General features: G+C 58.7%; 19 protein-coding genes. 12 read left to right on the forward strand and 7 right to left on the reverse strand.

The annotated features are described in order from the left end of the window. Positions 1-9 precede the first annotated feature (9 nt). From C5750_RS07790 to C5750_RS07815, 6 genes are all read right to left on the reverse strand, one after another. Positions 10-945 (reverse strand): alpha/beta hydrolase, encoded by a 936-nt coding sequence (locus C5750_RS07790; protein ID WP_105733310.1) that lies wholly within the window; start codon positions 943-945, stop codon positions 10-12. A gap of 55 nt (positions 946-1,000) precedes the next feature. Then, complete coding sequence (locus C5750_RS07795) at positions 1,001-1,537, reverse strand: DUF1003 domain-containing protein (protein ID WP_105733311.1); 537 nt, start codon at positions 1,535-1,537, stop codon at positions 1,001-1,003. 82 nt (positions 1,538-1,619) lie between these two features. Then, positions 1,620-2,246, reverse strand: a complete 627-nt coding sequence (locus C5750_RS07800) for a response regulator transcription factor (protein ID WP_105733312.1) — start codon at positions 2,244-2,246, stop codon at positions 1,620-1,622. Continuing rightward, positions 2,243-3,757 (reverse strand): sensor histidine kinase, encoded by a 1,515-nt coding sequence (locus C5750_RS07805; protein WP_245421033.1) that lies wholly within the window; start codon positions 3,755-3,757, stop codon positions 2,243-2,245. Before C5750_RS07805 ends, C5750_RS07800 begins: the two co-directional genes overlap by 4 nt. Positions 3,758-3,860: 103 nt before the next feature. Continuing rightward, the gene (locus tag C5750_RS07810; RefSeq protein ID WP_245421034.1) at positions 3,861-5,225 is read right to left on the reverse strand and encodes a sensor histidine kinase; all 1,365 of its coding nucleotides are present in this window, start codon (positions 5,223-5,225) and stop codon (positions 3,861-3,863) included. Then, on the reverse strand, positions 5,212-5,877 hold the full coding sequence (locus C5750_RS07815) for a response regulator transcription factor (RefSeq protein ID WP_105733315.1): 666 nt from the start codon (positions 5,875-5,877) through the stop codon (positions 5,212-5,214). Before C5750_RS07815 ends, C5750_RS07810 begins: the two co-directional genes overlap by 14 nt. A gap of 115 nt (positions 5,878-5,992) precedes the next feature. Between C5750_RS07815 and C5750_RS07820 the strand changes: the two genes are divergently transcribed. The 4 genes from C5750_RS07820 to C5750_RS07835 all read left to right on the forward strand — a co-directional run bounded on the left by C5750_RS07820 (position 5,993) and on the right by C5750_RS07835 (position 10,081). After that, positions 5,993-6,769: an ABC transporter ATP-binding protein gene (locus tag C5750_RS07820; protein WP_105733316.1), complete on the forward strand. Its 777-nt coding sequence runs from the start codon at positions 5,993-5,995 to the stop codon at positions 6,767-6,769. Positions 6,770-6,783: 14 nt separating this feature from the next. Then, positions 6,784-7,650 (forward strand): ABC transporter permease, encoded by an 867-nt coding sequence (locus tag C5750_RS07825; RefSeq protein WP_105733317.1) that lies wholly within the window; start codon positions 6,784-6,786, stop codon positions 7,648-7,650. A gap of 52 nt (positions 7,651-7,702) precedes the next feature. Then, complete coding sequence (locus C5750_RS07830; RefSeq protein WP_425350442.1) at positions 7,703-8,713, forward strand: ABC transporter substrate-binding protein; 1,011 nt, start codon at positions 7,703-7,705, stop codon at positions 8,711-8,713. A 195-nt stretch (positions 8,714-8,908) separates the two neighbouring features. Further along, positions 8,909-10,081 carry an ABC transporter permease gene (locus C5750_RS07835; protein WP_105733845.1) on the forward strand — a complete coding sequence of 391 codons (1,173 nt, stop codon included), beginning with the start codon at positions 8,909-8,911 and terminating at the stop codon, positions 10,079-10,081. A gap of 11 nt (positions 10,082-10,092) precedes the next feature. On the opposite strand, the gene C5750_RS07840 is transcribed toward C5750_RS07835, so the two are convergent. Beyond that, on the reverse strand, positions 10,093-10,869 hold the full coding sequence (locus C5750_RS07840; RefSeq protein ID WP_245421035.1) for a class I SAM-dependent methyltransferase: 777 nt from the start codon (positions 10,867-10,869) through the stop codon (positions 10,093-10,095). Between the two features lie 189 nt (positions 10,870-11,058). Here C5750_RS07840 and C5750_RS07845 point away from each other — a divergent pair, with 189 nt between their 5' ends. The 8 genes from C5750_RS07845 to C5750_RS07880 all read left to right on the forward strand — a co-directional run bounded on the left by C5750_RS07845 (position 11,059) and on the right by C5750_RS07880 (position 18,441). Continuing rightward, on the forward strand, positions 11,059-11,955 hold the full coding sequence (locus C5750_RS07845) for a LysR substrate-binding domain-containing protein (protein ID WP_105733320.1): 897 nt from the start codon (positions 11,059-11,061) through the stop codon (positions 11,953-11,955). 93 nt (positions 11,956-12,048) lie between these two features. Beyond that, a complete protein-coding gene (locus C5750_RS07850; RefSeq protein ID WP_105733321.1) occupies positions 12,049-12,546 on the forward strand; it encodes a GAF domain-containing protein in 498 nt (165 codons plus the stop codon). Positions 12,547-12,732: 186 nt separating this feature from the next. Beyond that, the gene (locus C5750_RS07855; RefSeq protein WP_105733322.1) at positions 12,733-13,755 is read left to right on the forward strand and encodes a LacI family DNA-binding transcriptional regulator; all 1,023 of its coding nucleotides are present in this window, start codon (positions 12,733-12,735) and stop codon (positions 13,753-13,755) included. A 39-nt stretch (positions 13,756-13,794) separates the two neighbouring features. After that, complete coding sequence (locus tag C5750_RS07860; protein WP_105733323.1) at positions 13,795-14,748, forward strand: ABC transporter substrate-binding protein; 954 nt, start codon at positions 13,795-13,797, stop codon at positions 14,746-14,748. Further along, on the forward strand, positions 14,745-15,560 hold the full coding sequence (locus tag C5750_RS07865; RefSeq protein ID WP_105733324.1) for an ATP-binding cassette domain-containing protein: 816 nt from the start codon (positions 14,745-14,747) through the stop codon (positions 15,558-15,560). The genes C5750_RS07860 and C5750_RS07865 overlap by 4 nt, the downstream gene beginning before the upstream one ends. Next, on the forward strand, positions 15,557-16,561 hold the full coding sequence (locus C5750_RS07870; protein ID WP_105733325.1) for an ABC transporter permease: 1,005 nt from the start codon (positions 15,557-15,559) through the stop codon (positions 16,559-16,561). The genes C5750_RS07865 and C5750_RS07870 overlap by 4 nt, the downstream gene beginning before the upstream one ends. Before the next feature lie 50 nt (positions 16,562-16,611). Next, a complete protein-coding gene (locus C5750_RS07875) occupies positions 16,612-17,634 on the forward strand; it encodes a phosphotriesterase family protein (RefSeq protein ID WP_162800185.1) in 1,023 nt (340 codons plus the stop codon). A gap of 42 nt (positions 17,635-17,676) precedes the next feature. Further along, positions 17,677-18,441, forward strand: coding sequence for a glutamine amidotransferase (locus tag C5750_RS07880; RefSeq protein WP_105733326.1), 765 nt, complete (start codon positions 17,677-17,679; stop codon positions 18,439-18,441). Positions 18,442-18,457 lie beyond the last annotated feature (16 nt).

Here is an 18,457-nt window from a genome sequence, read left to right on the forward strand (position 1 = left end):
TATCGATCGTCAGCGGCGCGCTGGTGCCGCTGACGTGAAGGGTGCCAGCCAGGCGGAAAAATAATCCGGCCACAGGCCGGTCGGCGTATCCTTCTCGCCCATGCCAAAACCGTGACCGCCGCTGGCCAGTTGATGCAGTTCCACAGGTATGCCTGCCCGTTTGCAGGCGTCTGCCATGATGCGGGTATTCGCCGGGTCGGAAATGGGATCATCCTGCGCCTGAACCAGAAACATGGCAGGGCAGCCGTCGCGAACATGGGTTTGAACCGACCATTCCGCACTACGTTCCGGGCTTGGATGCGTGCCAATCAGGATGCGCCGTGTCGAGGTATGGTCATAGGGCGGCTCCAGCGTAATGATGGGATAGATCAGTGCTGAAAACGACGGCCGGGCAGACAGGCTGTCCGCCGCATCGATCCGCTCGTAGGACGGAAAAGCCGAGCGGACGGAAGCCATTCCAAGCAGATGCCCGCCCGCAGAAAATCCAAGGACGCCAAGGCGTTCCGGATCGATCTGGAAGCGGCCAGCGTTCTGGCGGATCAAACGCAATGCGCGTTGCGCATCCTGCAAGGGCGCAAGCGGTCCGGCATGCCATCCTTCTCCGGGGAGCCTGTATGTCAGGGTGAAGACGGTGAAGCCCCGGCCGGTCAGCCAGCGGGCAGCCGAAAGGGCCTCTTTCTTCATTTCGATGCGCTTGTAGCCGCCGCCCGCCGCGACGAGAACGGCCGCGCCATTGGGTTTTTCCGGCTGGAAAACCTCCATCGATGGAACGCCGATATTGCTGATCGCCCCGCGCGCGTTTTCATTGACCGGCCCTGCCGGTCCGCCCCCACCGGGCGGCGTTGCGGGCCAGAGCGGAATTATCGTGTCGGCGGTGCTGGCAAAGAGTTTTACCGGATATGCGGCGATACCGATTGCAGCCATTACCGTTCGACGGGTCACCATCATTCGCTTCCTTACCTGTTTGCCCCGCAGCGGCAGATTTTATCATCCCTGCAATTCACGGTTGAGCCGTTGGTGTTTGTCCCTGGTCGCAAAGCCTCTGGATCGACTCGGTTAAAGCCAGGACTTCCTTGTCCCTGAGAAGATCGATCTTCTGGTGAAGCAGTTCCATCTTCTCATGCAGCAATTCGATTTCCAGTTCAGCTTTGATGTTGATGCGGTAATCGTGCTCGGCTTCCTTGCGGTCAATATCCTGCTGCCGGTTCTGACTCATCATGATGAAGGGCGCCGCATAGGCCGCCTGGAAGGAGAGGGCGAGATTAAGGAGAATGAACGGATAGGGGTCCCAATGCTGGATATAGGCCGTCACGTTCAATATGATCCAGAAGAACAGGATCGTGGTCTGGATGATGATGAATGACCATGACCCCATCGTCGCAGCCACCTGATCGGCAATTCTCTGGCCGCTGGTCAGCCTGTCGCCTATTTCCTCGGGCTTGAGGCTTCTGTCCCGCCGGCGGAGCGTGCGTAAATGATGCAGCAGCGCCCGTTCGGTTTCCCAAAGGCCCCTGTGTTCAGTGTCCGTGTGTGTCATCGCTTCATTCCCTGTGACTCATCTGGAAACAGTGCCTAACAAACGCGTTTCAGGCAATGCAGCGCCCGATCCGCTTCACCCGTTAGATGCCGCGTTCGGGACGAAGCATTTGGTAGATTTTGACCAGTTCAGCCAATGTCCTCACTCCCATTTTTTCCATCAGGTGCCCCCGGTGGATTTTGACGGTGATTTCGCTGACCCCGAGTTGTCCGGCAATCTGCTTGTTCATCAGCCCGGTGGTGACCAGGGCGATAACCTCACGCTCCCGCGCTGTCAGGCTGTCGTAGCGCGCCCGCAAAGTGGACAGTTCGCTTTCGGCCGCACGGCGCTCCCGGTCCAGCGCCAAGGCATTCGACACCGCATCAAGCATGTCCTGATCGCGAAACGGCTTCATGAGGAAATCCAGCGCTCCGGCTTTCATGGCACGTACGGACATAGGAACGTCGCCGTGGCCGGTCATGAAGACAATGGGTATGGTGTTGCCGCGTTTTGCCAGCTGGGTCTGGAAATCCAACCCGCTGACACCGGGCAAACGTATGTCGAGCACCAGACAGCTTTCACAAGTTGCCGGGCCGCGCGCTAGAAATTCGGCCGGCGAACCGAACAGCTCAACCTGCATGCCGACGGAACGGAACAGGCTGCCAAGCGCTTCACGCAGGGAGACGTCGTCATCGACGACAAACACCAACGGAGATGGGGTCCCGGTCATGACACTGGTTCCTCTTGCAATGGAATCGTGAACTCGAAACTGGCCCCGTTGCCAGGCTCCGAATGCGCGCTGATCCGGCCTCCGTGCGCCGTGACAATCGACCGGCAAATGGAGAGCCCCATGCCCATGCCATCAGCCTTGGTTGTATAAAATGCATCGAATAAATGCGCGGCTTTCGTCGCGGCGAATCCGGTGCCGCTATCTCTCACGTTCAATTGGACGGCGTCGCCTGCTCTTGTGGTTGCGATCAGCAGTGTCCGTGTTGCAACGGCAGGATCGGCCATTGCCTGTATGGCATTGAGGATCAGGTTGATGATTACCTGCTGCAGTTGTATCCGGTCGCCGATAACGAGGGGCAATTTTCGCGCCAGTTCGGTGCGAAGACTGATCTTGTGGCTCGTGATTTCGCGCTGGACAAGGGCGATGCTTTCCGCAGCAATCTCACTGAGATTGACGGGGGCGGCCTGGGGTGTCGTCTTGCTCGAGAGCGTCCGCAGGCGCTTGATGACTTCGCTGGCCCGGCCAGCATCGGCGATCATACGCTGCATCGCAGTCTCCACCTCGCCGAGGTCTGGCGCGCTGCGTTTGAGCCATCGCAAACCTGCTCCGCCATTGGTGACAATGGCGGCAAGCGGCTGATTGACTTCATGGGCTATGGAGACGGTCAATTCGCCAAGCGTTGCTATGCGTGTCACGTGGGCGAGTTCGGTGTGGGCTGCATGCAGTTCGTTCTCCGCTTGGCGCCGGGCCGTAACATCCACGATACTGACCAGGACGGTATCGAGCAGAGGACGATCGGCAGGCATGGCCACATTGTAAAGAATGGCGATACGGTCACCATTCACATCGTTCATCATGGTTTCGGATTCGTAGACTGGACGCCCGTCCCATATGGCTTCGAGCAGAGCCCAGATGGCGCCCTCCATGTCCTCGCCGATCAGCGTCGGCAAGGCAGCTTTGAGCGTATTGAAGTCCTTTGCGCTGAATGTTGTCAGAGCTGTATTGTTCACCTTTGTCAGCTTCATCATTGCGATCGCCTTGCTGGCGAAGCTGGGATCCTTCGCTGCGACGGCGCGGATGTCGGCAAAGCCTTGGCTTTTCAGCTGATGGACGGCTGCCTTCACCAGGGTGAAATCCATTTCAAGTATGGCAACGCCGGTTGCCAGAAAGATTGTGCGGTACCGCTGCTCGCTTTCGCGCAGGATCGCGATTCCCGTTTTGACCTGGTAGGCGAGGAACGTCGTAATTCCGATGGCGGACAGGCTGACAAAACAGCGTGCCGTGGCATCAGACGTGGGATCCTCGCCATGGGAAACGGCAAAGCTCAGCAGCGTCAGCCCCATGCAACCGGCGCCAATGACAAGCAGGTTCTTCTTGGTGGCGAAGGAAAGAGCGAGCAGGACGACCGTGACGTAGAGCACGGCGATGGCCATATCAAAGGTCGTCAGCGTGTCGAGAGCGAATATCGCGACGGCAATGAACATTGCAACAAACGGCGAAAATCGTGACATGCTGTTCCCCGAACGAGAGATCATGTGAACCGGCATTAGCAGATCAATGGCACAATGAGCGAGAAATATTGTCAGCCGGCGACATGCCAAAGACAGTCAACCGTCACAACGGCAACACCAGCCGCACGCAGAAACCGTTCTCGACAACGGGAAAAGTAAGCTCTCCGCCATGCGCCTTGGCAACCTCCGCCGCAATGGCGAGGCCCAAACCCGAACCCGATGCCGAACCCGAGCCGACCTCGAAGGGTTCAAGCAGCCGCGCCTGTTCCGCGCTTGAAATGCCGGGGCCGTCATCAAGCACGCTGATCCATGCCTTGTTCTCATTGCGGCCCAGCTCGACAGAAAGGCGCGTCGATGCGCCGTGGGTCAGAGCATTCTGGATGAGATTGGTCAGTGCCTCGCGGATGCTGATCATATCGCCCTGGATATGAGGCTCTGCCGGGGAGGGCAAAAATGCGATTGTCACTTCCCGTTCCAGTGACAGCGGGACGGCTTGAGCCAGCGTGGTTTTCGCCAGTGCGTTCAGGTCGATCGGCGTAAAGCCAACGGTGCCGGCGCGATGAATGACCATGGCATGGTCTAAAAGCTGACCGGTGAGATTGCCGAGCGCGTTCACTTTTGTGCCCAATTTCTGAATCTGTTCCTGCAGTCCCGGGCCGGCGTCGTTTGAGAGGATTTCCACCTGTGCATTGAGTTCGGCCAGAGGGGTACGCATCTGATGGGCGGCGTCGGCGATAAAGCGCTGCATCAGCGCTATGCGATCGGCAAGCCGGCGCATGAAGTCATCAAGAACGCTGACCAATGCGCGGATTTCATAGGGCGGCGTAACCTGTATGGCGCGCAGGTCGTCGGGTTTGCGCGCTGCGATTTCCCGTTCGATGCGCGTCAGCGGCTTCAAGGCAATACGGACGGAAATGGCGCCGGCGATCAGGGCGAGGAGGCTCATGATGGCGATCATGCCGACAGCCTTGCCGGCAAGATCCCAGGCGAGGGATTCCCGCGCCCGTAAGGTTTGTGCCACGACGATTTCCACCCAGCCGTTGCCGGAGCCGGTATCAATCTGCTTGCCGATTGCCGCAACGCGGACCGGCTGCCCCTGATAGGTGTCGTCGGCAAGGACCACGCCTTTGCGAATGCTTTCCGTCGAAATTTTCGGTGCAAGATCGCCATAGCCGGCGACAACGACACCGCGGGGATCGGTTACCCGGTAAAAAACGAGATCATAAGCCGACAGTGTCGCAAACGCGGCCGCTGGCGGGTCGAGGGTTACAACCCCGCCCTGTATGTAGACGTTTTCCGCAACCTGTATTGTCCCGCCGATCAAAAGCTTGTCATAGGCATCGCGCGCGGCAATGCCGGCATATTGCCAGGCAGCAAGCGCAAGGACGATGGCGCCGACACCCAGAATGAGCGCAATGAAGACGATAATCCGGATGTGCAGGGAGTAGCGGATATCATTTGCTTGCAAGTTGATAGCCCAGCCCGCGCGAGGTGCGAATTTCGATCGAAGTGTCCGCGAGCTTGCGCCGCAACCGTGTCACATATTGCTCGACGGCATTGGCGCTCGGCTCCTGGTCGAAGTTGAAAAGCTGCTCTACCAGTTCTTCCTTGGAGACGAAGCGTTTGGGCCGTGCTGCCAAAATCTCGAGAACGATCAGTTCACGCCGAGTCAGATCAAGAGCGGTACCGGCAACGCTGGCCGTGCGCCCGGCGCGATCAATGACGAGGTCGCCGAAGCGCAGGGCATTGTCGGACATCCCGGCGCTCCGGCGCAGCAGCGCACGGGCGCGTGCTTCCAGCTCGCGAAAATCGAACGGCTTGGTCAGATAATCGTCAGCACCAAGATCAAGGACATCGACGCGGTCATCGACCGCCGAGCGCGCGGTCAGGACCAGGACGGGCGTCTTGTCCTTGCGGCCGCGCAGTCCTTTGAGTATCTCGAAACCATCGGCACCGGGCAGCATCATGTCGAGGATGATGAGATCATAATCCTGCACCTGCAGCACTTCGCTGGCCGTACGGCCATCGGTTTCGCAATCAACGGCATGGCCGATCTTTTCAAAGCGCTGGGCAATCGCCTTGGCGATATCGGGCATGTCTTCCACGACAAGAATGCGCAAATCGTGCCCCCGAAACGTGAGTCAGGTATGTGTCAGTTACCGCAAGTACAGTCGAGGTGGGAGTTTTGTCAACGTTACGGCGTTGTGCAAAAGAGACGACGCATTGGGAGGAAGTATGACTTTGCATCAGTCCTTTGATGCTCGCGGCGCATTATTGAGCGTCGAGGGCGTCACATTGCAATACAAGACGGAAGATGCGCTGGTGACCGCCACGCATCGCGTCGATTTTCAGGTTTTTCAATCCGACCGCTTTGTACTGCTCGGGCCATCGGGCTGCGGCAAGTCGACCTTGCTCAAGGCCATCGGCGGTTATCTCACGCCGACCGAAGGCCAGATCACGCTCAAGGGCAAGGAAGTCACCGAACCCGGACCGGACCGGATGATGGTCTTTCAGGAATTCGACCAGCTTCTGCCGTGGAAAACGGTCGGTGAGAATGTCGTCTTCGCCCTTACTGCCAGCGGACGGGCAAAGCCGGCAGAGGCACGCGAACGCGCCCGAAGCTATATCGACAAGGTCGGTCTGACGAAATTCATCGACAGCTATCCCCATATGCTGTCTGGCGGCATGAAGCAGCGTGTGGCTATCGCGCGCGGCATGGCCATGGAACCGGATGTGCTTCTCATGGATGAGCCGTTCGCAGCGCTCGACGCACTGACGCGCCGCAAGATGCAGGATGAATTGCTGCAACTCTGGGACGACACACATTTCACCGTCCTGTTCGTGACGCACTCCATCGAGGAGGCCATCCGCATCGGCACCCGCATTCTGCTGCTTTCGCCCCACCCGGGTCAGGTGAAAGCCGAGCTGAACAGCATACCGCCCAGCGAGCTTGGCACCGGTACGCAGGCGGCACTCGAAACCCGCATCAACGACATGTTGTTCGCCAGTTGAGATTGGAAGATTCGATGACTGAAGTTCTCTACACACGTCCGGAGATTGTGCGCGGCGACGGCAAGAAGGATTTCCTGCAGGTCGAGAAGACGCTCTCCGCTTTCGAACGCATCTATCGCATCGGTGCGGTGCGAAAAGCTTTTATCCTGTTCGTTCTCGCTGCGGCCTGGGAGATTTACGGGCGCTGGCTTGGCAACCCGCTGCTGTTCCCGAGTTTTTCCGAGACGGTGACGGCTTTCGCTGCCAATATTGCTGACGGCACCATTCCGGCCAGAGCACTCGCATCCATCAAAACGCTGCTCATCGGCTATGGCATCGGCATCGTGCTGGCTGCGCTCTTGACCACCCTCGCCATTGGATCGCGCATTGGTGCCGATCTGCTGGAAACACTGACCTCCATGTTCAATCCGCTCCCGGCCATTGCATTGCTGCCGCTGGCACTGATCTGGTTCGGTCTGGGGCAGGGGAGCGTGATCTTCGTGCTGGTGCACTCTGTGCTGTGGGCCATCGCCTTGAACACCCATGCCGGTTTCCGGTCCGTTTCCAACACGATGCGGATGGTCGGCCTGAATTACGGCCTGCGCGGTCTCAAGCTCGTCCGCCATATCCTGATACCGGCTGCCTTTCCATCCATTCTGACGGGTTTGAAAGTCGGCTGGGCCTTTGCATGGCGCACGCTGATCGCCGCCGAACTGGTGTTCGGCGTATCGTCCGGTTCCGGCGGTCTTGGCTGGTTCATCTTCGAGAACCGCAACCAGCTGGAAACCGCCAATGTCTTTGCAGGCCTGTTCACGGTTATCTTGATCGGCCTTGCCGTCGAGAACCTGATCTTTGCCACGATTGAAAAGAAAACCATTCGCCGCTGGGGAATGCAGGCTTGAGTTTAAACCGCCGGGAACCGGTATGTATCAAGGGAGGACTACGATGAAAATGATGAAGCAGCTCTGTGCCGCCGTGCTCGGCATTGGCCTTGGATTGGCAGGCGCAACGGGTGCTGCCCGCGCCGAAGTCAGCGAAGTGCGGATTTCCAAGGGATACGGCATTCTCTATCTGCCGCTGATCGTCATGGAAAACCAGAAGCTGATGGAAAAGCAGGCGGCAAAAGCCGGTCTTGGCGACGTCAAGGTGACATGGCTGATGCTGGATGGCGGCAATGTCATCAACGATGCGATGATGGCCGGTTCGCTCGATTTTGCCGGAACGGGCGCGCCGGGCTTTGTCACCCTCTGGGCCAAGGCCAAGGGCATTCCGAATGTCGAAGTTGTCGGCATCAGCGGTCTCAGCGCGACGTCGCTGTGGCTGAATTCGAACAATCCCGAGGTCAAGACGCTGAAAGATCTGACACCCAAGGACAAAATTGCCCTGCCGGGAATCAAGACTTCGCTCTCGGCGGTTGTCCTGCAGATGATGGCGGCGCATGAATTCGGACGCGAGAACTATGCCAAGCTCGACCCGCTGACGGTCAGCCTGCCGCATCCGGAAGCCCTGGCTGCGGTAACAAGCGGCCAGACCGAGATTACGGCCCACTTCACCTCGCCGCCGTTTTCCTATCTTGAGTTGAAAGACCGGAAGATTCACCGGGTGGTCAATTCCGTTGATGTCATCGGCAATATCACGCTTGATGTGACCTTTGCGCCGAAGAAGTTCGTCGATGCCAATCCAAAGACCACAGAAGCGTTCCTGGCAGCGCTGGATGAGGCTAATGCTTTCATTGCTGGCAACAAGCAAGCCGCCGCGGAGATTTTCGCCAAGAGTTCGAAGGTGAAAGTGTCCGTCGACGAGGTCCTCGAGATGCTGAACGACAAGGATTCGCAATTCTCGACGACGCCGAATGGTGTCATGCAGTTCGCCGAGTTCATGCATTTGGCCGGTACGATCAAGGTCAAGCCTGCAAGCTGGACCGACCTGTTCATTCCGCAGCTCCATGCGCGCAGCGGGAGTTAAGGCAGGGCTGCCTTTCACCGACCCGCCAAGTTGACCAACAAGAGCCGGTTGTTATCAGCGATAACGGCCGGCTTTTTGACGCCGCTGGTGGCGGAAACGTGATGACCGGCAGGATCTATGTTTTGGGTTTTGCTTGCCAGAATCGACCAGCCGGGGGATAAAGCAGCGACTTCACAAAGCGAAAGTATTGCGGCCATGGTTGATGCGACACACGAACACGGCACGTCAGGCCAGCCGCTCAATGTCAGCTTCAACACTGAAGATGGTCAGGCCATGGTTGTCCTGGCCGGCTCCTGGGTTACACGCTATGTCGGGCGTGTGAACGCGCAAATGCGCAAGATCGAGCACCGGAAGGATTTCTCCACCGCCGTCATCGATCTGTCCGGTGTCGACGCCTTGGATACGGCGGGTGCCTGGCTCGTCGACCGCATGCGCGTTGCGCTGGAAACCGCCGGCAAGCAGGTCGAGATACGGGGACTCAAACAGCATTGGGAAACGCTTTTTGATGCTGTCGGGAAAACCGCATCTGCTCAGGCTGATGCAAACCCGCCGCTGCACAAGCCGAATCTTGGAATTCAGATTCTCGACACAATTGGCCGGACAGTGGTCAATTTCGGCGATGATTTTATCAAATCCATGCATGTGCTGGGTGCGGTTGTCACCGGGTCCCAGATGCGGGGCGGCAAGGGAAGCCCGATCCGGTATCCGGCATTCTTCCACCAGATCGACCGGCTGGGTGTCGGGGCAATCCCGGTCGTGGTGCTGATTTCGTTCATCATGGGTGCCATTGTCGCGCAGCAGGGTGCCTACATGCTGAGCACCTATGGCGCGGAAACTTACGCGGTGAATCTCGTCGGCGTGCTGGTCCTGCGCGAGACCGGCGTCCTGTTGACGGCGATCATGATCGCGGGCCGTTCGGGAAGCGCCATCACCGCGGAACTCGGGTCGATGAAAATGCGCGAGGAAGTCGACGCCCTGCACGTCATCGGTCTCAACCCGATCAGCGTTCTGGTGTTCCCCCGCCTGGTTGCGCTGAGCATTTCGTTGCCGCTTCTGACAATTATCGCGGATTTCGCCGGGCTTGCGGGCGGCGCCGTCGCCCTCTGGCTCTATTCGGACGTATCGCCCGGCATCTATGTCGCCAATCTGCGCGATGCCATCACGGTCCAGTATTTCCTCGCCGGCCTGATCAAGGCCCCTTTCATGGCCATGATCATCGGTACCATTGCCGCGGTTGAAGGAATGAAGGTTGGCGGAAGCGCGGAGTCGCTGGGTCTGCGCGTGACAGCGTCGGTGGTCAAGTCGATCTTCATCGTCATCGTCCTCGATGGCGTCTTTGCCATCTTCTACGCGTCGATCAATTTCTGAGACCTGCCGGTTTACCTGCGGCTGATGATGAGCCGCAGGGACCCTTCAAAGAAGGGTTGCTTGCGCAGGCTTCCGTACATGGCGTTCCAGACGCCCGTGTCAAGATCGTCACCCAGTCTGTCGACAAACCGCTCGGCGACGGACGGGTCGACAAAGCTCCAGGCTGAATTGGCCAGCCGCGCACCTTTTTCCAGCAGGCGTTCGGGGCGCCCGTAATAGGCTTCGCCAAAGCCGTCGATACAGTTGAGCGGTATAGGGACAGGGATGATCTCGGCCCTGCCGCCAAGCCCGTCCCGGATCGACCGCATCGAGGGATAGCGCCGCGCTTCGACCGCAATCATTTCCGGCGCGTATTCGGCAAGCCATGACCGGTGCAGTTCATCGGGATCACAGGACAGGATCAGGATGACGCCACGCGTCACCCGGCGCATTTCCGCCAGACCAGCGGCAAGGTCGGGCCACTGGTGCACCGTGAAGGTTGCCATGCTCGCATCGAAGCTTTGATCTGGAAAGGGCAGGTTTTCGGCGACGCCGTCGACGGCAATGGGCAGATGAGGTGGCCGTTGCGCGCGCATGGATGCGGAGGGTTCAAGGGCCGTCACTTCCCGGTCGACGGGTTCATACGATCCTGCACCGGCACCGACATTGAGAACAGTCCGTGCATCTCCAAGGGCCGCGCGAATGAATTCCGCAATGTGCGGGTCCGGCTGGCGGTATTGTGTGTAGCCTGCGCCGATCACGCCGTAATTGGCATCGCCGGCACTGCCGTCTTTATGTCTGTTCAGCACGATCATGTCTCCTCGATCAGGGGATTGCAGTTGCAGATTTAGTCACATGGCGCCCGACGGGCCCGGCGGCGGTTAGTCCCGAGGTCGCGTATCCATATTCAGAGAATCTGCAGGTTTGTGTGGAGAAAACACTGTTGAAGCCTTGCTGAAAAGCGATATGATTGAACAAGTATTGTTCGGAAAACGCACATGGCTCGTAAAATTCCCTCCCTGACGGCGCTGCGTGCGTTCGAGGCCGCCGGTCGGCATGGGCGCATGACCCTGGCCGCCGACGAACTCAATGTGACGCACAGTGCGATCAGCCGTCAGGTTCAGCATCTGGAGGATGTGTTGGGCGTTCCGCTGTTCGAGGGGCCGAAAAATGCTCTTCGTCTCACCGACGCCGGAACGCGGCTGCTGTCGGGACTTGTCCCGGCTTTCGACCAGATCGACCTTGCCGTGCGGTTGGTGGCGGATACAGAAGACGGGCCGCTTGACGTCTCTTGTCCCGGCACATTCACGATGCGGTGGCTCATCCCGCGCCTGTACCGGTTTCAGGCGGCGCATCCTGATATCGACGTTCGTCTGACCTCCTCAAGCAAAGCGGTTGATTTCTCCCGTGACGGGTTTGATGTTGCAATCCGTGTTGGATCGGGTCCGTGGCCGGAAGCGGCAGATGTCATTCCGCTTTTCAGTGAGCAGATCGGCCCGGTTCTGGCATCATCGCTCGCACCCATGGCGTCAGCAAGTTTTGCCGGCATTGCGCTGCTGCATTCGAAAACGCGTCTGCATGCGTGGCCGGACTGGTGCGCGCGGTCAGGTATAGCCATAGGCCATGCACCGGGCAGGGAATATGAGCATTTCTATTTCATGCTGGAAGCGGCGATGGGCGGCCTTGGTGTCTGCATTGCGCCCTGGCCGTTCGTTGCGGACGATATAAGAGCCGGCCGTCTCGTCGCGCCGCATCGCTTCATCGGCAGCGGGCAGGATTATGTCGCGTTGCGCCGGGCGCGCCGTCACCGCAAATCGTCGCTCTTCTGTGCGTGGCTTGCCATGGAGGCGCAGGCCTTCACCGCCGCCTCGGAAGCGGTGCTGTTGCAGAGGTGAGATTCGCGCTGTATCTCTGTCCGGATAGCCGTTCTCCCATGCGAGGCGGCGGATTGCAGCCACGATGGTTGGCACGAAAAGGATAGGCATCCGATGTTTGCGGCAAAGACGATGGATCACACTGACAAGACCGAGTTCTATCGCGAACTCTGCGATCAGTTGAGCGGCCTTCTCGCTGGTGAAAACGATGCCATTGCCAATGCTGCAAATACCTCGGCCCTGATCTTCCAGATGGTGCCCGATCTCAATTGGGCCGGATTCTATTTTCTCTATTCCGATGACGAACTTGTTGTCGGTCCCTTTCAGGGCAAGCCAGCCTGTGTGCGTATCGCTGTCGGCAATGGTGTCTGCGGAACAGCGGTTGTGCAGGGAACCTCGATTCTCGTCGAGGATGTCCACGCCTTTCCCGGACATATCGCCTGCGATGCCGCATCCCGTTCGGAGCTTGTCGTGCCGCTTTTCCATGATGGACGCATCCTGGGTGTTCTTGATCTGGACAGTCCGATACCCGGCCGGTTTGACAGCATCGATCAGTTCGGCATGGAAAAACTCGCCGCAATCTATGTGGCCGCGTGCAATTGGGACGATTGAGCGATAATTTTTCGCATCGGCCAACATCTTGTTAAAATTCCATATTTTTCGATTTTTGGATCGGCTGTGACCGGGAATCCCACAGGTTCTTGCGGCCGGTTCTGAATCCCGGTTGACAAGAACCGTGAAGTGCAGTTGTCTTGTAAAGCGATTTACTAAACCGCTTTACAAATGGGGAAAGCGCTTGTGATCAAGAAGACAACGCCCAGTCTGAAAGACGTCGCTGCTGCTGCCGGTGTTTCCGTGACCACCGTTTCCCGGCTGGTCAATGGCAGTCTTGATCTGCCCTACCACACCAAGAAGCGCATCGAGGATGCGATCAAATCGCTGAACTACATTCCCAACCCGCATGCGCGGCGTTTGAGCATGGGCCGCTCGGACACTATCGGTCTGGTCGTTCCCGAAATTGCCAATCCATTCTTTTCAACCCTGGTTGCTGCCGTCGAGCAGGCAGCGGACGAGCGCAAGCTGGCGGTCTCGCTGCATGCGACACTCAACCGGGCGGGGCGTGAAATCGAGTATCTGCAACTGATCGAGCGCAATCATGTTGACGGGCTCATCTTCATCACCAACCACCCGGATGACGGTGCGCTTGCGGGCCTTATCAACCGCTCGGGCAAGGTCATCATCGTCGATGAAGACGTTCCGGGTTCGAAAGCGCCAAAACTGTTCTGCGACAATGATCACGGCGGTTATCTCGCCGGTCTGCACCTTGCGCAACAGGGGCACAGCCATGTTCTGTTCATCGGCGGCGACGAGCGCATGATCAGTGCGCGCCGCCGTTTCGATGGCCTGATGCGCGCGCTGCGCGGACAGCATGGCGATATGGCGAAGGTTGACCGGTACGCCGGTGAATACACCATCGATTATGGACGGCAGGCCGCCATCCGCTATCTGGAAGAACAGCACGCGGCAACCGCCATTTTTGCCAGCTCCGACGAAATTGCCATCGGCCTGATTGAGGTTTTCAAAGATCGCAATGTGTCGGTTCCCGGCGATGTCTCGATCATCGGTTTCGACGATGTCGGGCCGCTGCATCTCTTTGCGCCGCCGCTGACCGTCATTCGTCAGCCGGTCCGCCAGCTCGGACGGCGGGCGCTCGAACTGCTTCTGGAAACAAACTGGCAGGAGTGGAAGCCTTCCGCTTCGGAAGAGCTGCTGCCGGTCGAAATCGTCGTGCGGAACTCCGTTGCCCCGCCGGCGAAATAACAAGATGGAACGGTAAGAAAACCAACAGAGGATGAGAACATGACTTTGAATTTGAGCAGGAGAACATTGATTGCATTGGCTGGCTTCACGGCATTGAGCTGCGCCAGCGCATCGACAGCAATCGCACAGGAGAAGAAGACGATCGCGCTGGTGCAGATCAACCAGCAGGCGCTTTTCTTCAACCAGATGAACCAGGGCGCGCAGAAGGCCGCCGACGCCGCCGGCGTCAAGCTGGTTATTTTCAATTCCAACAATGAACCAACGGCGCAGAACAGTGCCGTTGAGACCTATATTCAGGAAAAGGTATCGGGTCTTGCGGTCGTCGCCATTGACGTCAACGGCCTGATGCCCGCCGTCAAGCAGGCCGCCGACGCGGGTATTCCGGTTGTCGCCATCGACGCGATCCTTCCCGAAGGTCCGCAGAAAGCCCAGATCGGCGTCGATAACGCCAAGGCGGGTGCCGATATGGGCAAGTTCTTCCTTGATTACGTCAAAGCCAATATGGGCGGCAAGGCCAAGATCGGTGTTGTCGGCGCGCTGAACTCCTATATTCAGAATGTCCGGCAGGAAGGCTTTGAAAAGACGATCAAGGGTGCTGACGGCGTTGTGATTGCCGGTGTCGTCGACGGCCAGAATGTGCAGGACAATGCGCTTGCGGCAGCCGAGAACCTGATTACCGGCAATCCGGACCTGACAGCGATCTATGCAACCGGCGAGCCTGCCCTGATGGGCGCCATCGCCGCCGTGCAAAGCCAGGGCAAGCAGGGCACCATCAAAGTATTCGGCTGGGATCTGACTGCGGAAGCCATTGCCGGCATCGATGCCGGATTTGTCGCTGCGGTTATCCAGCAGGACCCGTCAGCAATGGGCGCCGCCGCCGTGAATGCCTTGCAGAAGGTTGCGGCTGGCCAGACCGTCGAGAAAAACATCGCCGTTCCCGTCACCATCGTCACCAAGGCGAATGTTGATCCATACAGGGCCGTGTTCAAATGATCGAGGTCGGTCAGCAAAGATCTGCTGCCACCGGTTCCGGAGGGGGTATTCCCTCCGGACACATCGGCAACGCACATTCCACCCCGCGTATTTCCCTGCGCGGCATACGCAAATCATTCGGCTCGCACCAGGCATTGCGTGGAGTTGATCTCGATATTTATCCCGGCGAATGCCTCGGCCTTGTCGGTGACAATGCCGCGGGCAAGTCGACGCTGACAAAGATCATTTCCGGCACCTACATTCCGGACGGCGGCACCATGTCCATCGAGGGTGAGGACATTCATCTCACCGGCCCTGGCGACGCGCGCAGCCGGCATATCGAAATGGTCTTCCAGGATCTGAGCCTTTGCGACGAGATCGATGTGGTCGGCAATCTCTTTCTTGGCCGCGAGCTGAGCAAGGGCATGTTCCTTGACAGCAAGGCCATGCTGGCCGAAGCGCGCAAAATGCTGGACGCGCTGGAAATCCGTATTCCCAAATTGACCAGCAAGGTTGCCCATCTCTCCGGCGGCCAGCGGCAGGCCATCGCGATTGCCCGTGCAGCGTCGTTCAAGCCGAACGTCCTGATCATGGACGAGCCGACATCGGCGCTCGCCGTGGCCGAAGTTGAAGCGGTTCTCTCCCTGATCAATCGCGTCAAGGCCAATGGCGTCTCGGTCATCCTCATCACGCACCGCCTCCAGGATCTTTTTCGCGTCTGCGACCGGATTGCCGTGATGTATGAGGGCACGAAGGTTGCAGAACGCCAGATCGGGGGCACCAATCTTGAGGACCTTGTCAAACTGATCGTTGGCGAAGGAGCGAAGCAATGACCGTCTATACCGAACGCGGTCACGGATCGCGCCTTGCTGACTTTTTCGGCGAGCACGCGCAGGTTCTGTCGATCGCCGTGTTTTTCATCGCCTGCATGGTGTTTTTCTCGATCGGCAGCGATACGTTCCTGACCCTTGGCAATATTCTCAATATCGTGCGGCAGGCGGCTCCGCTGCTGATTGTTGCGATCACCATGACCTTCGTCATCATCACCGGCGGCATCGATTTGTCGGTGGGCTCGCAAGTCGCCCTTATCAATGCGGTTGCGGCTGTCGTCATGGCGATGGGATATCCCTGGCCATTGGTCGTGGTTGCAATGATTGTGCTCGGCGGCGGCCTTGGTTTCGTTCAGGGCTGGTTCATCGCCTATCAGGGCATTCCAGCCTTCATCGTTACACTTGCCGGTCTTTCCATCCTGCGGGGATTTGCGCTCTACCTGACGCAGGGCTATTCGATCCCCATTCAGGATGCGCCGGGCTTCTTTGCGCTGGGTCGCGGCGTGATTGGGGGTGTCCCCGTTCCGGCCATCATCGCCGCCGTCGTTGCCGTTCTGGGCTACGTGGCGATAACATCGACCAAATATGGCCGTCAGGTTGTGGCGGTCGGTTCCAACGCGGAAGCCGCCCGCCGGGTCGGCATGCCTGCCAAGTGGATCATCGCTTCGGTCTATCTCATTTCCGGCGTGGCCTGCGCCGTGGCCGGTTTGCTGATCGCGGCACGACTGGGGTCCGGATCGTCCAATGCGGCTGTCGGTTTCGAACTGCAGGTGATCGCGGCTGTCGTTCTCGGCGGCACATCGCTGATGGGCGGGCGCGGCACCATCCTTGGAACGGTTCTCGGCACGCTGACCATCGCGGTGATCGGCAACGGGCTGATCCTGATGCACATCTCGCCATTCTTCACGCAGATCGTCACCGGTGCGATCATCCTGATCGCCATCTGGCTGAACACACGGATATTCACGGCAAACTTCCGCTTTGGCAGCGGCAGGAAGAGGTGAGCGCCGTGAGCCACGATCTGTCAGAAGCTCATATCCGTTCCGGCAAGGTGATGACGGTCAATGGCCCCATCGCAGCGGAAGCGCTCGGCATCACGTTGATGCATGAGCACATCCTCAACGATTGCCGCTGCTGGTGGCATGCGCCGAAGACGCCGGAACGGCAGTACCTCGCCGGTGGCTTCGTCTGCATGGAAATATTGGGCGAACTCAAGCAGGACCCTTTCGTCAACAAGCACAACATCACGCTTGATGACGAACCGCTGGCGATTTCAGAACTGCGCGCCTTTGCCAATGCCGGCGGTCAGACCGTGGTGGAGCCGACATGCCGGGGCATAGGCCGCAATCCGCTGGCTCTCCGGCGTATTGCCAAAGCCGCGGGTCTCAATGTGGTGATGGGGGCCGGCTATTATCTTGGCTCCTCTCATCCGGCCGAAGTCGCTGATATGACCGTTGGCGATATCGCCAACGAGATCGTGCGGGAGGCGGTGGAGGGTGTCGATGGCACCGACGTCAAAATCGGGCTCATCGGCGAAATCGGCGTTTCGTCGGATTTCACTGCAGAAGAGGAGAAGTCGTTGCGCGGTGCAGCTCAGGCGCAGGTGCGGACGGGTCTTCCCCTCATGGTGCATTTGCCTGGCTGGTTCCGGCTCGGTCACCGCGTGCTCGACGTCGTGGCGCAGGAGGGGGCCGATATAAGGCATACGGTTCTTTGCCACATGAACCCATCCCATGACGATTTCAGCTATCAGAGTGAACTCGCCGCCCGCGGTGCGTTCATTGAATATGACATGATCGGCATGGACTTCTTCTATGCGGATCAGCAGGTGCAATGCCCAAGCGATGAAGAAGCCGCCCGCGCCATCGTACGCCTGGCCGAGGCTGGTTATCTCGACCGGGTTCTCCTGTCGCACGACGTGTTTCTGAAGATGATGCTGACCCGCTATGGCGGTAATGGCTATGCCTATGTGCTGCGCCATTTCCTGCCGCGCCTCAAGCGGCATGGCCTCGACGAAACGGCCCTCGACCAGATGATGCGGGTCAATCCGCGCGCTGTTTTTCAGGCTGGTGCCTGACGCTAACCCCTATTTTGACATTTATGAAAGTTTGGTGATCCCATGACAAAGAAAGTCCTTCTCGTCGGTGAAAGCTGGGTCAGTTCGGCCACGCACTACAAAGGTTTCGATCAGTTCGGCAGTGTAACGTTTCACCTGGGCGCAGAGCCGCTGGTCAAGGCTCTCGCGGGCAGTGCATTCGAGCTGACCTATATGACGGCGCATGAAGCGGTCGATAAATTCCCCTATGAGATGGCAGGGCTGGATGTCTATGACGTCATCATCCTGTCGGATATCGGCGCAAACTCCCTGCTGCTGCCGCCAGAGGTGTGGCTGCATTCGCGCACGGTCCCCAACCGGTTGAAGCTGATCAAGGCCTGGGTGGAAAAGGGCGGGGCGCTGCTGATGGTCGGCGGGTACTTCTCGTTCCAGGGCATCGACGGCAAGGCGCGCTGGCGGCGGACGCCCGTGGAAGACGTATTGCCAGTGACCTGCCTTCCCTATGATGACCGCGTTGAAATTCCTGAAGGCACGACGGCGAAGATCCTCATGCCGGACCATCCCGTCATGGCCGGTCTTGGCGGCGAATGGCCGGTGCTTCTCGGGGTCAATGAGGTTGAAATTCGTGACGGAGCGGATGTCGAAGTGGTTGCGACGCTGCCGGACGATCAGGGCGGCCATCCGCTGCTGGTTCTCGGGCGCTATGGCAAGGGCAACACGGCCGTCTGGACCTCCGATATCGGGCCGCATTGGTTGTCCCCGGCCTTCTGCGAATGGGAAGGCTACGGCAAACTCTGGAAAAATATTCTGGCCTGGCTGACGCGCTGATTTTTTTCGAAGCGCG

It is taken from the genome of Phyllobacterium myrsinacearum (assembly GCF_002980555.1).
GTDB lineage: Bacteria > Pseudomonadota > Alphaproteobacteria > Rhizobiales > Rhizobiaceae > Phyllobacterium > Phyllobacterium myrsinacearum.

Coding starts and splice junctions, on each gene's coding strand:
- C5750_RS07805 (WP_245421033.1), bottom strand. CDS start 3,757: ATGTCACGATTTTCGCCGTTTGTTGCAATGTTCATTGCCGTCGCGATA.
- C5750_RS07790 (WP_105733310.1), bottom strand. CDS start 945: ATGGTGACCCGTCGAACGGTAATGGCTGCAATCGGTATCGCCGCATAT.
- C5750_RS07835 (WP_105733845.1), top strand. CDS start 8,909: ATGGTTGATGCGACACACGAACACGGCACGTCAGGCCAGCCGCTCAAT.
- C5750_RS07880 (WP_105733326.1), top strand. CDS start 17,677: ATGACAAAGAAAGTCCTTCTCGTCGGTGAAAGCTGGGTCAGTTCGGCC.
- C5750_RS07820 (WP_105733316.1), top strand. CDS start 5,993: ATGACTTTGCATCAGTCCTTTGATGCTCGCGGCGCATTATTGAGCGTC.
- C5750_RS07850 (WP_105733321.1), top strand. CDS start 12,049: ATGTTTGCGGCAAAGACGATGGATCACACTGACAAGACCGAGTTCTAT.
- C5750_RS07845 (WP_105733320.1), top strand. CDS start 11,059: ATGGCTCGTAAAATTCCCTCCCTGACGGCGCTGCGTGCGTTCGAGGCC.
- C5750_RS07825 (WP_105733317.1), top strand. CDS start 6,784: ATGACTGAAGTTCTCTACACACGTCCGGAGATTGTGCGCGGCGACGGC.
- C5750_RS07865 (WP_105733324.1), top strand. CDS start 14,745: ATGATCGAGGTCGGTCAGCAAAGATCTGCTGCCACCGGTTCCGGAGGG.
- C5750_RS07795 (WP_105733311.1), bottom strand. CDS start 1,537: ATGACACACACGGACACTGAACACAGGGGCCTTTGGGAAACCGAACGG.
- C5750_RS07800 (WP_105733312.1), bottom strand. CDS start 2,246: ATGACCGGGACCCCATCTCCGTTGGTGTTTGTCGTCGATGACGACGTC.
- C5750_RS07830 (WP_425350442.1), top strand. CDS start 7,703: ATGAAGCAGCTCTGTGCCGCCGTGCTCGGCATTGGCCTTGGATTGGCA.
- C5750_RS07875 (WP_162800185.1), top strand. CDS start 16,612: ATGACGGTCAATGGCCCCATCGCAGCGGAAGCGCTCGGCATCACGTTG.
- C5750_RS07860 (WP_105733323.1), top strand. CDS start 13,795: ATGACTTTGAATTTGAGCAGGAGAACATTGATTGCATTGGCTGGCTTC.
- C5750_RS07870 (WP_105733325.1), top strand. CDS start 15,557: ATGACCGTCTATACCGAACGCGGTCACGGATCGCGCCTTGCTGACTTT.